Origin of the sequence: Pseudomonas sp. CFBP 13719, assembly GCF_014842095.1 — a bacterium.
In the GTDB taxonomy this organism is placed as follows: domain Bacteria; phylum Pseudomonadota; class Gammaproteobacteria; order Pseudomonadales; family Pseudomonadaceae; genus Aquipseudomonas.
The window spans coordinates 1-15091 of sequence record NZ_JACYVB010000016.1 but is presented as its reverse complement, the minus strand read 5'-3'; the positions used below and the strand labels follow the sequence as shown (position 1 = coordinate 15091).

Sequence of the window (15091 nt, the reverse complement as noted above, 5' to 3'; positions counted from 1 at the left end):
ATAACCAAACGCCATTACCCTCCCCCCTTGTCGTTCTTCTATAGTCGCCTCACCGGATCACCGGGCATGCCCTTCCCTGTTCTCTTCGGGCCGACCGCGCCAAGCGGATGCGTCGAAGACGAGACTCACATCATGTCCACCCTCTTCACCTCACCACACCTGCTCGCCGCCAGCCTCAGCGTTGCGCTCGGCTTGTCTTTCAGCGTCGCGGCCCACGCCGAAACCCAGCTGCGCATCGGTTACCAGAAGTCCTCGACGCTGATGGTGCTGCTCAAGCAGCAAGGTACGCTGGAGAAACAACTGGCCGGTAAAGGCGTGCGCGTCAGCTGGCACGAGTTCGCCAGTGGCCAGCCGCTGCTCGAAGCGCTCAACGTCGGCAACGTCGACCTGTCGGCAGATGTCGCCGACACGGTGCCGGTGTTCGCTCAAGCTGCCGGCGGCAAGCTCACCTACTACGCGTCCGAATCGGCTTCGCCGCAGGCCCAGGCGATTCTGGTTCGGCAGGACTCGCCGCTCAAATCCTTGGCAGACCTGCGTGGCCATACCGTTGCGGTCACCAAGGCGGCCGGGGCTCACTACCTGCTGCTGGCGGCCTTACGCAAGGGTGATCTGAACTTCACTGACATCAAGCCGGCCTACCTGACCATCGCCGACGGCCGCGCCGCTTTCGAAAACCAGAAGGTGGATGCCTGGGTGGCGTGGGAACCGTTCCTCAGTGCCGCGCAGCAGCACCAACCTACCCGCGTACTGGCGGGCAGCGAAGGCCTGGCGGCGTACAAGCGCTATTACCTGGCAGGCACGCCTTATGCGAAGGCCAACCCGGCGATCCTGAAAACGGTGTTCGACGACTTGGCCGAAACTGGCAAATGGGTCAAGGCGAACCCGGCCGACGCCGCCGCGATTCTGGGTCCGCTCTGGGGCAATCTCGACCCGGCAGTGGTGCAGCAGGCGAACGCCCGCCGCAGCTACGATGTGCAGCACGTCACCCGCGAAGGATTGGCCGAGCAGCAGAAGATCGCCGATGCTTTTCATGAAGAAAAGCTGATCCCCAAGCGGATCGATGCAGTGAACGTGGAGGTGTGGGCGCCGGGCAGGTAGCGGGAGTGGTCAGGTTAGCTCCAAGCTCAATAAGCTTGATTGAAATACCTTGATAGATCGTATCGTCGGGTGGACCGGTGCACATACCCGACGGTCCGCCCGGCTCGACTTATTTCAAATGGACGCTTCTGATTGCACATGCGCTCTGGCAGTCAAATCAACGCCCAGCGCGCGCATCACTACCAGCATGGTTTTCAAAGTAGGATTCCCTCGCTCGCTAAACGACTTATAAAGCTGCTCTCTGGCCAATCCCGTTTCCTTGGCCAGTTCGGTCATTCCTTTCGCACGGGCAACCACACCCATGGCCTTGGCAATATAGGCAGCGTCTCCAGTGTCAAACGCGTCCGCCATGAACACCGCTATCGCCTCTGGGCCGTCAAGCGCCTGCGCAGGATCGTAGTCATAGATTGGCTCGGTCATTGTGGACTCCACTCGTTCGCCAGGCGTTTTGCCGTTTCAATGTCTTTGGTCTGGCTGCTCTTGTCTCCACCACACAGCAGGATGACGATTTCATTCCCACGCTGCTGGAAGTAAACCCGATAACCTGGGCCATGATGAATTCTCAGCTCGCTGACACCTTGGCCGACGGGTGATACGTCACCCGCCAGACCATTCGCCAGCCGAAAGATGCGAGCGGCAATTGCAGCTTTTGCTCGCTGATCTTTCAGCTTGCTTTCCCAAATCATGAACGTGGCAGTCTGCTTGATTTCAACCATGGCTTGATTGTAGTTTATAGATCACAGTCAATCAATGAGGTTCATTACGGCGGGCAACCTTGGGAAAGGATCCGCCATTGCAGAACCTCTCCCCCCGATTACGCCGCAGACAGATGCTCGTAGAGAATCACCGCACCGACCAACATCAACACGATGCCGCCGACGATTTCCGCACGTTTGCCGACGACGACGCCCAGTACCCGACCCAGCATCACGCCGATCGTGACCATGACCGTGGTCGCCACGCCGATGGCGGCGGCGGCGATCCAGATGTTCACGTCGACGAACGCCAACCCTACGCCGACCGCCAGGGCATCGATGCTGGTGGCAAAGGCAGTGACGGCCAGAATAGCGAAGGAATGCTGTTGGGGCTTGTCTTCTTCCGGGGCTTCAGCTTTGACGCCGTTGTAGATCATGTGCAGCCCAAGTCCCACCAACAGCACGAAGGCGATCCAATGGTCGAAGTCCTGAACGTACTGTGTAGCCGCCTGACCTATGAACCACCCTATCAACGGGGTAATGGTTTCTATCGCGCCAAAGATGACACCGGTACGAAGTGCCTCGGCGAATCGCGGCTTGTGAAGGGTAGCGCCTTTGCCGATGGCCGCTGCGAAGGCGTCGGTGGACATGGCCAAAGCGACGAAAATAATGGAGATGGGGTTCACGGTCGAACATCCAGCCGGGCTATGAGTCAACGACGCAAACACACGCCCGGCTTTAGGCATGGATGCATCGTTGGTCTCACCAACCCGAAGGTGTTCGTGCCACGGCTGACCGCCGAGAATGTTGACACGAACGCGCTGAACCGAGGTCCAGAGCAGGCTACTCCCCAACAAGGGACGCCACTGTAAGCAGCGGCACATGAAAATTTCGTGAGCCCGTCTATAGGGGTCAGAGCGACAGCGCCTGACGGCCTATTGCGACCAGTGCGCTGTCATCCTGAGGCGTGTGAATGCGCGCGCAAAGCACGTTGCGGTAGTGCCGTTCCAGCGCGTTGCGACGGTCCAGTGCCGGGTTGCCGCCGGCTTCGATGGCCAGGGTCACGGCGCGGATGGCCTGATTGCACACCAGGTACTTGATGGCGGGCCAGCGCTCGGCGGGCAGGCGGCCTTCGGCGGCCGATTGCAACAGGGCCTGGTTGGCCAGCAGCAGGCTGTCGATCTCGCCGACCCGCTCCTGAAAGCGCGGCAGCGTCGCCAGGGCGGCACCGAGATTGGCCGGCACGCGGTGCTGCAGCCAAGCAATGAACGAATCCCGAGCGGCTTGGGCGACACCGTCGTAGACACTGGACATCAGCACCGCCATCCACAGCAGGCCTTCGCCGTCCAGTTCCGCCTGCGGCGTGCTGGCCGGACTCACGATGACCGCTTGGTCGAACGGTACCAGCACGTCTTCGAAGACCACGTCGTGGCTGCACGTGGCACGCATGCCCAAATGGTCCCAAGTGTCTTCGATGGTGATTCCAGGAGTGTCTCGATGCACCAGCCAGGAACCCACCAACGGATCGTCATCGTCGCTGCGCGCCCACACCAGCAGCCAGGTCAGGCCGTGGCTGCCGGTGGAATAGATCTTGCGGCCGCCCAGTCGCCAGCCCTCGGCGGTACGTCGCGCCACGGTATTGGGCAGGCCGCCGCGGGCCGGCGTGCCCAGTTCGGGCTCGACCCGCAGCGAGTTGATCAGCGCCCCGCTTTCCACGGCGTCCAGCGCCAGGCGCTGCTTCCACCCCTGAGGCCAACGCTCGCTTTGATGCAAGCGGGCTTGCTGCAGGTACTGCATGACCAGAATCAACGCCGTGGCCGGCTCGCCCTTGGCGACTGCGGTCACCACTTTCTGCGCCGTGGCCAGGTCGGCCCCGCCGCCACCATAGGCCGTGGGCACAGTCAGCGCGAGCAGGCCGAGGCTGTGCAGGTGGTCGATGTTGTCATGGGGAAACTCGCCACTGCGGTCGTAGCGCTCGGCGTGCAGAGCCATCCGCTCGGTAAGCGCGGCCAGGGCGATGGGGTCGAGTGGGGTCATGGGAAAACTCCGTCGTGCAGTTCGATAACGGCAGGCCGCCGACGGCACGACTCACCGCACGGCAGATTGATTCGGGCCAATCTACCTAATCGCCGTTACATGAGTAAAGCTCATTTTAGGCATATCCTAATATGCGAACAGCGCACATAGCTCGCCACATCAGTCCGTGTTCATCCCGCGCGCCACGGTTTCCCCGAACAAGCGAATCGCGCCTTGCAGGTTGCCAACGAAAGCCGCATGCACCAGCCACAGATCGACCATGGGTTTGAAATCCGACACCTGCAGAACCTGCAGTTCGTCGCGGTGGCGGCTGTGCTGCAACAGCGGTGCCGGGACCAGACCCAGGCCCATGCCGCTGGCCGCCAGCCCCAGTTGCAGGTCGGTGCCGAAAGTCTCCAGATTGAGTTTCAGGCTCAGGCCTTGCTCGGCCAAGGCGTGCGAGAGGCCAGCGCGAAAGCCGCAGCCATCGGGATTGAGCACCCAACCCTCGCCTTGGCAGTCGGCCAGCCTGCAGCGTTTGCCGAAGTCCAGGCCCTTGGCCCCGACCACCAGCAGCGGCATGCGTGCCAGCGAGTGGCCCACCACGCCGTCGGGGAACACCTTGCCTGCCGGGAACAACGCCGCCGCCGCGTCCAGCTCACGGTGCTGGATACGCTGGACCAGCTGTCCACCCCAGCCGTGGGCGACCTGCACGTGCAAATCGACGAAGCGCTGCTTCAAGGCGTGCAGAGCATCGAGCAGCACGGCGTCGCCGACCGTCTGCGGTACGCCCAGGCGCAGAGTGCCGGAGGGCGCTGCGTCTTCGGCCACCAGCTCGTGCAGCGAATCGACCTCGCGCATCACGCCCTGGCAGCGTTCGTACACGCGCAAGCCGATAGCGGTGGGTTTCATCGGCTTGGTGTGCCGGTCGAGCAGAATCGCGCCCAGCGACTCTTCAAGACTTTGCAGACGCCGGGTGACGGCGGACTGGGTCAGCTGCAGAGATTCGGCGGCCACGCTCAGTGACTGCAGGCGCACCACTGCCAGGAACGCTTGGATGTCATCTATCTTCATTCGCTTTTCGCATATTAGCTTATGAACAAATTGAATTTCGGGAAGCTTAATCCCTTTGCTAGGGTAATAACGAATCTGTTCGAGGGCTACTGAAATGACTCATCCACTGCGCTATGACCGCTTTCGCCAGTTCGTCGGCGACCTGGCCGAGCTGCTCGATCGCGACTCGAGCGAGCCTGCGGTGCTGGAACAGGGCGCGGTGTTGCTGCAGCAACTGGTCAGCCACGACGACTGGCTGCCGGCCATCGCGGCCCAGCCCGATCCGCAGCGCTATCAACAATTCCTGCTGCACGCCGATGCGCGCCAGCGCTTTTCGGTGGTGAGCTTCATCTGGGGCCCAGGCCAGAGCACACCGATCCACGACCATCGCGTCTGGGGATTGATCGGCATGTTGCGCGGCGCCGAATACTCCCAGGGGTTCAGCCGTGCCAGCGATGGTCGCCTGTTGCCCGACGGCGCGCCGATCCGCCTGGGGCCAGGCCAGGTCGAAGCGGTATCGCCCAGCATCGGCGACATCCATCAGGTGAGCAATGCCTTCGACGACCGTGTGTCCATCAGCATTCATGTCTACGGCGCCAATATCGGCGCCGTAGCGCGCGCCGTGTACAGCGAAAGCGGCGAAGAAAAGCCCTTCATTTCCGGTTATTCCAATGCGGGCATTCCCAACTTCTGGGACTTGTCCAAAGAGAGCCCGCCAAAAGAGAGTTCACCCGCATGAGCCAGATTGCCGTACGCCCCTACTCCACCCTGCGCCAGGCACTGCTGGACGGTCAGGAAGTGGCATTGATCGATGTACGCGAAGAGGCGCCTTTCGCCGAGGCTCACCCACTGTTCGCCGCCAACATCCCGCTGTCCCGGCTGGAACTGGACATCTACGCGCGGGTACCGCGCCGCGATACGGCCATCACCGTCTATGACGACGGCGAGGGCCTTGCCGCCGTGGCCGCGCAACGCTTGCAAGCGCTCGGCTATACCGACGTGGCGCTGCTGCAAGGCGGGCTTGGCGGTTGGCGCGATGCGGGCGGCGAGCTGTTTCGCGACGTCAACGTGCCGAGCAAGGCTTTCGGCGAACTGGTCGAAAGCCTGCGACATACGCCTTCACTGACCGCCGAGCAAGTACAGGCACTGCTCGATAGCCGGGCCGATGTGGTGGTGGTCGACGCACGCCGTTTCGACGAATACCAGACCATGAGCATTCCGGGCGGCATCAGTGTGCCGGGCGCCGAGCTGGTGCTGCGCATCCGCGAACTGGCGCCCGATCCGCAAACCCGGGTAATCGTCAACTGCGCCGGTCGCACCCGTAGCATCATCGGCACGCAGTCGCTGGTCAATGCGGGCATTCCCAACCCGGTGTCGGCGCTGCGCAACGGCACCATCGGCTGGACACTGGCAGGTCAGACACTGGAGCACGGCCAACAGCGTCGCTTCGGCGAAGTGGCCGAGCACACCCGCGCGGCAGCGGCGCAGTCAGCACGCCTCGTGGCAGACAGGGCCGGCGTGCAACGCGCGACGCTTGCCGTGCTGGCCAGTTGGCAGGCCGAACAGGGCCGCACCACCTACGTGTTCGACGTGCGCACCCCGGAAGAATACGCGGCCGGGCACCTGCCCGCGGCGCGCTCCACACCGGGCGGTCAGCTGGTGCAGGAGACCGATCATTTCGCCAGCGTGCGCGGTGCACGGCTGGTGCTGGTGGACGACGACGGCGTGCGCGCCAACATGAGCGCCTCGTGGCTGGCCCAGATGGGCTGGGACGTCTACGTGCTGGACGATGCGCAATCCAGCGATTTCACGGCCACCGGCGCCTGGCAACCACCGCTGCCGACCCTGCCCGATGCCGAGACGGTCAGCCCGGCAACACTTGCCCAGTGGCAAGCTGAAGGTGATACCCAGGTATTCGATTTCACCAGCAGCGCCAACCATGTGCAGCGCCATATTGCCGGTGCCCACTGGGCCCTGCGCGCGCAGTTGCCCCAGGCCCTGGAAAACGTGCCTGTGGCCGAACGCTACGTGGTGACCTGCGGCAGCGGGCTGCTGGCGCGCTTCGCCGTGGCCGATCTGCAGGCGTTGACCGGCAAGCCGGTATTTCTTCTCGAAGGTGGCAATGCCGCCTGGGTGGAGCAAGGCCTGCCGGTGGAAACAGGCGAGCGCCATCTGGCCGTGCCCCGCAGCGACCGCTACCGGCGGCCCTACGAGGGCACCGACAACCCCCGCCAGGCCATGCAAGGCTATTTGGATTGGGAGTTCGGTCTGGTCGAACAACTGGCCAACGACGGCACCCACGGTTTCAAGGTGATCTGACACCGCCGTACCCCTTACCTCACTGGCTGCTCGGGACCTGATGAAACCGGACCGAGCGGCGATCGCACTCATGTGCCGTCGCCGCCGGTCTGCACGTTTTTCAGGAGAGACCCGATGACTTCGTTGTCCGTTCTGCACGATTCCACGCCCACGCTGCGCCAGCGTGTCACGCCGCAGGAATGGGAGGTGCGCGTCAAGCTTGCGGCTGCCTATCGCATCGCCGCGCAGTTGCGCTGGACCGATCATATCTATACGCATTTCTCGGCCCGCGTGCCGGGCGATCAGGAACACTTCCTGATCAACGCCTTCGGCCTGCTGTTCGATGAAATCACCGCATCCAATCTGGTCAAGGTGGATATCGACGGTGAGCTGATCGACGATCCGCTGGGTCTGGGCATCAACCACGCAGGCTACGTGATCCACAGCGCCATCCACCGCGCACGTCCCGACCTCAAAGCGGTGCTGCACACCCATACCCGCGATGGTGCGGCAGTGTCGGCCCAGCGCAACGGCTTGCTGCCACTGTCCCAGCACGCGCTGCTCTACTACAGCCGCGTGGCCTACCACGGTTATGAAGGCATAGCGCTGGATCTGGACGAACAGACGCGCCTGGTCCGCAACCTGGGCAACAGCAACATCCTCATCCTGCGCAACCACGGCCTGCTGACCGGAGGCGTCAGTGTCGAGCACGCCTTCCGCGAACTGCATGGGCTGGAACGCGCCTGCAACATCCAGATCGCCGCCCAGGCCGGCGGCAATGCCGACCTGCTGCTGGCGCCGCAGGCGGCCATCGACAAGGTGCACCAGCAGTCCGCCAGTGCAGCCAGCGGCGACAACCCCAAGATCCAACTGCACTGGGACGCCTTGATCCGTCAACTGGACCGCGAGGGCCAAGACTATGCCACCTGAAATCGCCTCCGGGCCGATCGCCAGAGCGCCCATCCACATGCTCGAAGTCACCCCCAGCGCACCCCGCCGCGGCGTGCGCGTGCCGGGCTTCGTGCTCAGGCTGCTGAGCCCGCTGGCGATCCTGGTGCTGTGGGAGCTGGCTTCCCGGGCCGGGCTGATTCCACCGCGCATCATCGCCGCGCCTTCGAGCATTGCCGTGACCTTCTGGGCCCTGACGGTCAGCGGCGAACTGCCCATGCACCTGCTGATCTCCCTGCAGCGGGCGGTGTCGGGGCTGGCCATCGGGGTGGTCATCGGCACCGTCGCCGCGCTGTTCACCGGGTTGTCGCGACGTGGCGAAGTGCTGCTCGATTCGCCCATGCAGATGCTGCGCACCGTACCGTCGCTGGCGCTGGTGCCACTGTTCATTCTGTGGTTCGGCATCGGCGAATTCACCAAGGTCGCGCTGATCGTCATGGGCACCACCTTTCCGGTGTACCTGAACCTGTTCGCCGGCATCCGCAGCATCGACCCCAAGCTGATCGAAGCCGGCAACACCCTGGGGCTGAACCGTCGCGAACTGGTGTGGCACGTGATACTGCCCGGCGCGCTGCCTTCGTTCTTCGTCGGCCTGCGCTATTCGCTGGCGATCTCCTGGCTGGCGTTGGTGTTCGTCGAGCAGATCAACGCCACCTCCGGCATCGGCTTCCTGGCCAGCGACGCACGCGACTTCATGCGCACCGACATCATCGTCATCTGCCTGCTGGTGTACAGCCTGCTGGGGCTGGTGATCGACGGCATCATCCGCGCCCTGGAGCACTATGCCCTGGCCTGGCGCCCCTCCTTCGTGAAGAGCTGACCCCATGACCGCACACACCCTGACCCGCCCATTGCACCCTCAACCCGCCGTCAGCCTGCAGAACGTGGTGCGCCAGTTCGGCACCAACCGTGTCATCGACGGCCTGGACCTGGACATCGCACCCGGCGAGTTCGTTGCCCTGCTGGGCGCCAGCGGCTCGGGCAAGACTACCCTGCTGCGCTCGCTGGCCGGGCTCGACCCGATCGAGGGCGGCCGCCTGCTGGTGCCCGCGGCACGCTCGGCGGTGTTTCAAGAACCGCGCCTGATGCCGTGGAAGCGCGTGTGGAAGAACGTGACCCTCGGCGTGCGCGACCCCCAGGCTCGCGAGCGTGCGGTCAAGGCGCTGACCGAAGTGGGCCTGGCGCACCGGTTGGACGCCTTTCCCGCCACCTTGTCCGGCGGTGAAGCCCAGCGCGTGGCATTGGCCCGCAGCCTGGTGCGCGAGCCTCGCCTGCTGTTGCTCGACGAACCCTTCGCGGCCCTCGATGCCCTTACCCGCATTCGCATGCATCAGCTGATCATCGATCTGTGGCGTGCCCACGGGCCTGCGGTGCTGCTGGTCACCCACGATGTCGAGGAAGCGATCCTGCTGGCCGATCGCATCATCGTGCTCAAGCAGGGACGGATTGCCGAAGCACTGCCCATTGGGCTGGATCGCCCTCGAGAAAAAGGTACCCCGGCCTTCAATGCCATTCGCCGACGCCTGCTGGGGCTGCTGGGCGTGGAAGCCGGCCCGCCTCAGGTGGCCGATGGGCCCTTGCCGCTGGCCAGCAGACCAAGAGCGCTCGCGACCTGAATCGGGGTGAGCCCTCTGCCCGCGAAGGCCCCCACCCCAAACCCAAGCCGATCACAGCACTGAAAAGGACCCTCACCCATGCACCACCCAGCCCCCTCATCGGCTTCGAACCCACCTACACGCCCCCGCCTGCTGGCGCTCGGCGTACTGCTCGCAACGCTTGTGGGCTGCTCGCCCTCGGCCCCCGAGCAGGCCGACAAGACCCTGAAGATCGCCTTCTTCGGCGACAACACCACCCTGGTCAGCGTCGACCCGTTCCAGGTCTATTGGCTCGAACATCGCGTGCTGCTGCGCAACGTCGCCGAATCCCTGACCGACCAGGACCCGGACAGCGGCAAGATCATTCCCTGGTTGGCCAAGAGCTGGGACATCAGCGACGACGCCCTGAGCTACACCTTCCAGCTGCGTGACGACGTCACCTTCAGCAATGGCGAGCGCTTCGACGCCCACGCCGTGAAGGCCGCCTTCGACAGCGACAAGGCATTCGCCAAGGAGCTGCCGGCGACCTTCGGTGCGACCTACCTGGCGGGCTACGACCACGCCGAAGTGCTCGACGACTTCACCGTCAAACTGGTGCTGTCGCGACCCAACGCCGGTTTCCTGCAGGCCACCTCTACCACCAACCTGGCGATCCTCGCGCCGGCCTCCTACCAGTTGACGGCCAAGCAGCGCTCGCTTGGCCAGATCATCGGTACCGGTCCGTTCGTGCTCGATCACTACACGCCGGAGAGCGGCGCCCGACTGACCCGTCGACCGGGCTACCACTGGGCGTCGGCGAACATGAAGAACAAGACCGAGGCCCATCTGGATGCCGTGGAAATCAGCTACATCGCCGAGGAAAGCGTGCGCAATGGTCTGTTCCTGCAAGGCAAGGTCGATGTGCTGTGGCCGCGCAATCCGTTCTCCGAAGTCGACCTCAAGCTCTACCAGAGCAAGGGCGCGACCATCCAGAGCCGCGCCTTGCCCGGCCCCGCGCTGAACCTGTACCCCAACACCCGCAACGGCCGTGTACTGGCCGACAGGAAAGTGCGCCAGGCGCTGCTCAAGGCCATCGACCGCAAGAGCTACGCCAGCACCGTGTACAACGCCGATTTCCCCGTCGTCAACGGTGTGTACGACAGCACCACGCCGTACTTCAAGGCCCAGGGCGCCAAGCTTGGCTACGACGCTGTCGGCGCCACACGCCTGCTGGACGAGGCAGGCTGGGCACCGGCTGCCGATGGCTATCGACACAAGGACGGCAAGCGCCTGAGCCTGGCCTACAACATCAACGGCAGTGAGACGGCCGGCGATGTGCTGGTGCAGGATCAACTGCGCAAGGTCGGTATTGACCTGAAACTCAACGTGGTGACCCGCGCCGAATGGACCGCCGCCAATGCCCAGGGCAACTACGACCTGACGTCCACCTACATGACCCGCGCCGACCCGATCATCCTGCAGACCATTCTCGATCCGCGCAGCGCCAACAGCTCGACCCTGGCCACCAATACCTACGAGCCGGCGACCCTGAACCGGGCCACCGCGCTGTTCGACGCTGGCATCACTGCGACTGCGGCCGAGCAGCGGGCCAAGGCGTACGGCGACCTGCAGGACTTGCTGGTAGACGAGGCCTCGGCCATCCCGATCTACGAGCGTGTCTGGCAGGCGGCCACGGCTGCTCGGGTGAAGAACTTCCACTGGACTGCAGAGGGCTTCGCCTTCCTCGGTGACATCGAGGTCGGCACGCCATGAACCGTTACCTGCTGGGGCGTGTCGGCCAGGCGCTGCTAGTGCTGTGGGGCGCCTATACCATCACCTACTTCATCCTCTACCTGCTGCCCGGCGACACGCTGTCGATCATGCTCAGCGCCTCGGGCCTGGAAGTCGATGCGCTGTCATCGGCGGACCTGGCCAAGGCGCGTGCCTACTACGGGCTGGATCGTGGGCTGTTCGAGCAGTACGTGCATCTGCTCTGGCAGGCCCTGCACGGTGACTTCGGCCAGTCGCTGTCGCTCAACCGCCCGGTGACTGCGCTGCTGGCCGAGCGCCTGCCACAGACTCTGACCCTGGCGGGCACCGCCATCGTGCTGTCGTTGATCGGCGGCATCGGCCTGGCCTACCTGACCGCCTACGTGCGCTGGCAACCCCTCCAATCAGCCATGGCGCGCCTGCCGTCGCTGGGGTTCTCGGTGCCGGTGTTCTGGCTGGGCCTGCTGCTGATCCAGGTGTTCGCCTTCGGCCTGGGCTGGTTCCCCGCCACCGGCAGTCAGGGCCTGGACAGCCTGGTGCTGCCGGCCATCACCCTGGCGATCCCCAGCGCAGCGGTGTATGCCCAGGTGCTGCAACGCGGATTTCAGCACGTGTGGCGCGAGCCCTACATCACCACGGCCTACGCCAAAGGTCTGAGCCGCGCCCAGGTGCAGTACCGCCACGGCCTGAAGAACGCGGCGCTGCCGATTCTCACGCTGTTCGGCCTGCAGGTCGGCAACACCGTGTCGGGTGCGGTGCTGGTGGAAACCATCTTCAGCCGCAACGGTGTCGGGCGCCTGGCCCAGGAAGCCGTACTGCGCCAGGACATTCCAGTGGTGCTGGCAATCGTCGCGATCTCGGCGGCCGCTTTCGTGGTGGTGAACCTGCTGGTAGACCTGCTCTACCCGCTGCTCGACCCCCGTATCACCCACGCGCCCCGTGCGCCCAGTGCGGCCTAGGCCTGCAAAGGATTCCGCTCATGCCTTCATCCAACGCCGTGCGCAACCTCGACCGTCGGTTCAGCTCGCCGTCGATACAACGCATACCGGCTACCACGCCAACCGCGCCATCCGCCCCATTGCCAGCCGCGACCGCGACCGCGACGCCATGGCGACGGCGCAATCGCTGGTCACGCCTGCTCAGCGCTTCACGTCCTCTGTTGCGCCGGCCCGGCTTCATGCTGGCCGCACTGCTAGTCGCGTTCGCCTTGCTGGCTGCGCTGGCACCAGGTGTGCTGAGCGGGTTCGATCCCAATGCCACGGCGCCGCTGGCCAAGCTCACCGCGCCCAACGCCACCCATTGGTTCGGCACCGACGAACTGGGCCGCGACCTCTATACCCGCGTGATCCACGGCGCCAGCCTGTCGATTCAGGCAGCGCTGCTGGCGGTTGGCCTGGCCCTGCTCGGCGGCCTGAGCCTGGGCGTGCTGTCGGGGTTCGCCGGGGGCCATGTGGATGCGCTGATCATGCGAGTCATCGACGTACTGCTGGCCCTGCCCGGCTTGCTGCTGGCACTGGCCATCGTCACCGCCATCGGCTTCGGCACCTTGCCGGTAGCCCTTGCCGTGGGTGTGGGGATCATTCCCGGTTTTGCCCGGACCACCCGCGCCGAGGTGCTGCGCGTGAAGACCTTGCCCTACGTGGAAGCCGCCCGCTTGGGCGGCGCGAGCTGGTTGCAGACGTTGTGGCGGCACATCCTGCCCAACGCCTGGGGGCCAGTCGCCGTGCTCGCCACGCTGGACTTCGGCGCGGCCATTCTGGCCACCGCAGGCCTCAGTTTCCTGGGTTTCGGCGCCGCGCCACCGGCGCCGGAATGGGGCACGCTGATCGCCACCGGCCGGCATTTTCTGATCACCGCGCCGTGGGTAGCGCTGTTGCCCGGCGCCTTTGTCGTGGCGGTGGTGTTCAGCCTCAATCACCTGGCCCGCACCCTTGAAGAGATCAAGCGATGAACGCGCTCATTGAAGTCCACAACCTGGGCATCGCCTACCGCCAGGGTGCGCAGCAAACCCAAGCGGTGACCGATGTATCGTTCAGCCTGGCCCAGGGCGAGACCCTGGCCATCGTCGGAGAATCAGGCTCGGGCAAGACCACTGTGGCCAACGCTATCCTCGGCTTGCTGCCCGACAGCGCCGTGCTGACCGCCGGTCGGCTGGTGGTGGCCGGTCAGGATCTGAGCCAGGCCAGCGAACGTGCCAAACGCCAACTGCGCGGCCGCACCATCGGTCTGGTACCACAAGACCCGATGGTCAGCCTCAACCCCACCCAACGCATCGGCGGGCAGATCGCCGAAGCACTGGTGCTGGCCAGAGGTGGGCGCTACCGGGGGGTAGACAACGATGTCAGCGAGCTGCTCGCCCAGGTCGGTCTGGACAACCCGACGCTGCGCGCCCGGCAGTACCCTCACGAGCTGTCCGGCGGCATGCGCCAGCGCGTGCTGATCGCCATCGCACTGGCCGGCAACCCGCGACTGATCATCGCCGATGAGCCGACCAGTGCGCTGGATGTGACCGTGCAGCAGCGGATTCTCGATCATCTCGAGGGGCTGGTGCGCGAGCGTGGCATCTCGTTGCTGATCATCACCCATGACCTGGGTGTTGCCGCCGACCGCGCCGACCGGGTGCTGGTGATGAAGTCCGGGAAGCTGGTCGAGCACGGCACGCCACACCAGGTGCTGGCCAATCCGACCCAGCCTTACACCCGCGCTTTGATCGCCGCCGCGCCGGCCTTCGCCGAGCCCCGCGCACCGCGGACTGCGGCTGCGCCAGGGCAACCGCCGCTGCTGGCGCTGACTGCGGTGAACAAGCATTACCGGCTGCCGCGGATGCGTGGCCAGGCCGACAGCTTCCAGGCGCTGGCCGATGTCAGCTTCAAGGTCTGCGCCGGGCAGACCCTGGGCATCGTCGGCGAATCGGGCTCGGGCAAGAGCACGGCGTTGCGTATTGCCTTGGGGTTGGAGAAGGCCGACAGCGGCCGCATCGAGTTTGCCGAGCAAGACGTGACCGACTTCGGCTGGCGTCAATTCCGACCGTTGCGTCGGCGTATGCAACTGGTGCAGCAGAACCCGTTCGCAGCGCTGGACCCGCGCCTGTCGATCTTCGACAGCATCGTCGAACCTCTGGTGTCGTTCGGCCTGGCCCGAGGGGCGGAGCTCGATCGGGCTGCGCGTGAATTGATCGAACGAGTGCATCTGCCGGCCCACTTCCTCGACCGCTTGCCCAGGGAGCTGTCCGGCGGCCAGCGCCAGCGGGTGGCCATCGCCCGGGCCTTGGCGCTGCAGCCCGATCTTCTGCTGCTGGACGAGCCGGTGTCGGCGCTGGACGTCTCGGTGCAGCGGCAGATCCTCGATCTGCTCGACGAGCTGCAACGCGAGCTGGGCATCGCCTACGTCATCGTCTCCCATGACCTGGCAGTGATCGCCAATGTGGCCGATGAGGTGCTGGTGATGCGCCAGGGCCGCATCGTCGACCAAGGCCCCACTGCGCAGCTGTTCAATCATCCGGGGAATGCCTACACCCAAGCGCTGCTGGACGCCGTCCCCGGCAAGCGTCAACGCGCCCTGGCCTGACCCACGCATCTCAGTCCCCGTAGGAGCGGTCATCGGCCGCGAAGAAGACATCGCGGTCTGCCTGACTCACCA

At 64.8% G+C, this 15091-nt stretch carries 14 protein-coding genes and 1 pseudogene; 10 read left to right on the top strand and 5 right to left on the bottom strand.

The window, feature by feature from the left end; all coding sequences use genetic code 11:
* Positions 1-132 precede the first annotated feature (132 nt).
* Complete coding sequence (locus tag IFT57_RS26470; RefSeq protein WP_192153201.1) at positions 133-1098, top strand: aliphatic sulfonate ABC transporter substrate-binding protein; 966 nt, start codon at positions 133-135, stop codon at positions 1096-1098.
* A 114-nt stretch (positions 1099-1212) separates the two neighbouring features.
* Here IFT57_RS26470 and IFT57_RS26465 read toward each other — a convergent pair whose 3' ends face one another.
* From IFT57_RS26465 to IFT57_RS26445, 5 genes are all read right to left on the bottom strand, one after another.
* Positions 1213-1518 (bottom strand): addiction module antidote protein, encoded by a 306-nt coding sequence (locus IFT57_RS26465; RefSeq protein WP_192153200.1) that lies wholly within the window; start codon positions 1516-1518, stop codon positions 1213-1215.
* Entirely contained in the window at positions 1515-1814 is a 300-nt protein-coding gene (locus IFT57_RS26460) for a type II toxin-antitoxin system RelE/ParE family toxin (protein ID WP_192153199.1), read from the bottom strand. Before IFT57_RS26460 ends, IFT57_RS26465 begins: the two co-directional genes overlap by 4 nt.
* Before the next feature lie 98 nt (positions 1815-1912).
* A complete protein-coding gene (gene mntP, locus IFT57_RS26455; protein WP_122797263.1) occupies positions 1913-2479 on the bottom strand; it encodes a manganese efflux pump MntP in 567 nt (188 codons plus the stop codon).
* A 226-nt stretch (positions 2480-2705) separates the two neighbouring features.
* The gene (locus IFT57_RS26450) at positions 2706-3830 is read right to left on the bottom strand and encodes an acyl-CoA dehydrogenase family protein (protein ID WP_192153198.1); all 1125 of its coding nucleotides are present in this window, start codon (positions 3828-3830) and stop codon (positions 2706-2708) included.
* Between the two features lie 159 nt (positions 3831-3989).
* Positions 3990-4883: a LysR family transcriptional regulator gene (locus IFT57_RS26445; protein WP_122713268.1), complete on the bottom strand. Its 894-nt coding sequence runs from the start codon at positions 4881-4883 to the stop codon at positions 3990-3992.
* 94 nt (positions 4884-4977) lie between these two features.
* Between IFT57_RS26445 and IFT57_RS26440 the strand changes: the two genes are divergently transcribed.
* The 9 genes and pseudogenes from IFT57_RS26440 to IFT57_RS26400 all read left to right on the top strand — a co-directional run bounded on the left by IFT57_RS26440 (position 4978) and on the right by IFT57_RS26400 (position 15019).
* Positions 4978-5601 carry a cysteine dioxygenase family protein gene (locus tag IFT57_RS26440; RefSeq protein ID WP_122797260.1) on the top strand — a complete coding sequence of 208 codons (624 nt, stop codon included), beginning with the start codon at positions 4978-4980 and terminating at the stop codon, positions 5599-5601.
* Positions 5598-7181, top strand: coding sequence for a rhodanese-related sulfurtransferase (locus IFT57_RS26435; protein ID WP_192153197.1), 1584 nt, complete (start codon positions 5598-5600; stop codon positions 7179-7181). Before IFT57_RS26440 ends, IFT57_RS26435 begins: the two co-directional genes overlap by 4 nt.
* 114 nt (positions 7182-7295) lie before the next feature.
* Complete coding sequence (locus IFT57_RS26430; RefSeq protein ID WP_192153196.1) at positions 7296-8090, top strand: class II aldolase/adducin family protein; 795 nt, start codon at positions 7296-7298, stop codon at positions 8088-8090.
* 64 nt (positions 8091-8154) lie between these two features.
* Positions 8155-8928 (top strand): annotated as a pseudogene (locus IFT57_RS26425) (ABC transporter permease); the annotation flags it as partial.
* Between the two features lie 4 nt (positions 8929-8932).
* Positions 8933-9724 carry an ABC transporter ATP-binding protein gene (locus IFT57_RS26420; protein WP_122797257.1) on the top strand — a complete coding sequence of 264 codons (792 nt, stop codon included), beginning with the start codon at positions 8933-8935 and terminating at the stop codon, positions 9722-9724.
* Positions 9725-9802: 78 nt separating this feature from the next.
* On the top strand, positions 9803-11455 hold the full coding sequence (locus IFT57_RS26415) for an ABC transporter substrate-binding protein (RefSeq protein WP_192153194.1): 1653 nt from the start codon (positions 9803-9805) through the stop codon (positions 11453-11455).
* Entirely contained in the window at positions 11452-12411 is a 960-nt protein-coding gene (locus IFT57_RS26410; RefSeq protein WP_192153193.1) for an ABC transporter permease, read from the top strand. Before IFT57_RS26415 ends, IFT57_RS26410 begins: the two co-directional genes overlap by 4 nt.
* 20 nt (positions 12412-12431) lie before the next feature.
* Positions 12432-13403, top strand: coding sequence for an ABC transporter permease (locus IFT57_RS26405; protein ID WP_192153192.1), 972 nt, complete (start codon positions 12432-12434; stop codon positions 13401-13403).
* Positions 13400-15019: a dipeptide ABC transporter ATP-binding protein gene (locus tag IFT57_RS26400; protein ID WP_192153191.1), complete on the top strand. Its 1620-nt coding sequence runs from the start codon at positions 13400-13402 to the stop codon at positions 15017-15019. Before IFT57_RS26405 ends, IFT57_RS26400 begins: the two co-directional genes overlap by 4 nt.
* Positions 15020-15091: the final 72 nt, after the last annotated feature.

What these genes read in the sequence shown, in the direction of transcription:
- IFT57_RS26435 (WP_192153197.1), top strand. Translation starts at nt 5,598, where the DNA reads ATGAGCCAGATTGCCGTACGCCCCTACTCCACCCTGCGCCAGGCACTG.
- IFT57_RS26415 (WP_192153194.1), top strand. Translation starts at nt 9,803, where the DNA reads ATGCACCACCCAGCCCCCTCATCGGCTTCGAACCCACCTACACGCCCC.
- IFT57_RS26405 (WP_192153192.1), top strand. Translation starts at nt 12,432, where the DNA reads ATGCCTTCATCCAACGCCGTGCGCAACCTCGACCGTCGGTTCAGCTCG.
- IFT57_RS26460 (WP_192153199.1), bottom strand. Translation starts at nt 1,814, where the DNA reads ATGGTTGAAATCAAGCAGACTGCCACGTTCATGATTTGGGAAAGCAAG.
- IFT57_RS26440 (WP_122797260.1), top strand. Translation starts at nt 4,978, where the DNA reads ATGACTCATCCACTGCGCTATGACCGCTTTCGCCAGTTCGTCGGCGAC.
- IFT57_RS26470 (WP_192153201.1), top strand. Translation starts at nt 133, where the DNA reads ATGTCCACCCTCTTCACCTCACCACACCTGCTCGCCGCCAGCCTCAGC.
- IFT57_RS26430 (WP_192153196.1), top strand. Translation starts at nt 7,296, where the DNA reads ATGACTTCGTTGTCCGTTCTGCACGATTCCACGCCCACGCTGCGCCAG.
- IFT57_RS26410 (WP_192153193.1), top strand. Translation starts at nt 11,452, where the DNA reads ATGAACCGTTACCTGCTGGGGCGTGTCGGCCAGGCGCTGCTAGTGCTG.
- IFT57_RS26450 (WP_192153198.1), bottom strand. Translation starts at nt 3,830, where the DNA reads ATGACCCCACTCGACCCCATCGCCCTGGCCGCGCTTACCGAGCGGATG.
- IFT57_RS26400 (WP_192153191.1), top strand. Translation starts at nt 13,400, where the DNA reads ATGAACGCGCTCATTGAAGTCCACAACCTGGGCATCGCCTACCGCCAG.
- IFT57_RS26420 (WP_122797257.1), top strand. Translation starts at nt 8,933, where the DNA reads ATGACCGCACACACCCTGACCCGCCCATTGCACCCTCAACCCGCCGTC.
- IFT57_RS26465 (WP_192153200.1), bottom strand. Translation starts at nt 1,518, where the DNA reads ATGACCGAGCCAATCTATGACTACGATCCTGCGCAGGCGCTTGACGGC.
- IFT57_RS26445 (WP_122713268.1), bottom strand. Translation starts at nt 4,883, where the DNA reads ATGAAGATAGATGACATCCAAGCGTTCCTGGCAGTGGTGCGCCTGCAG.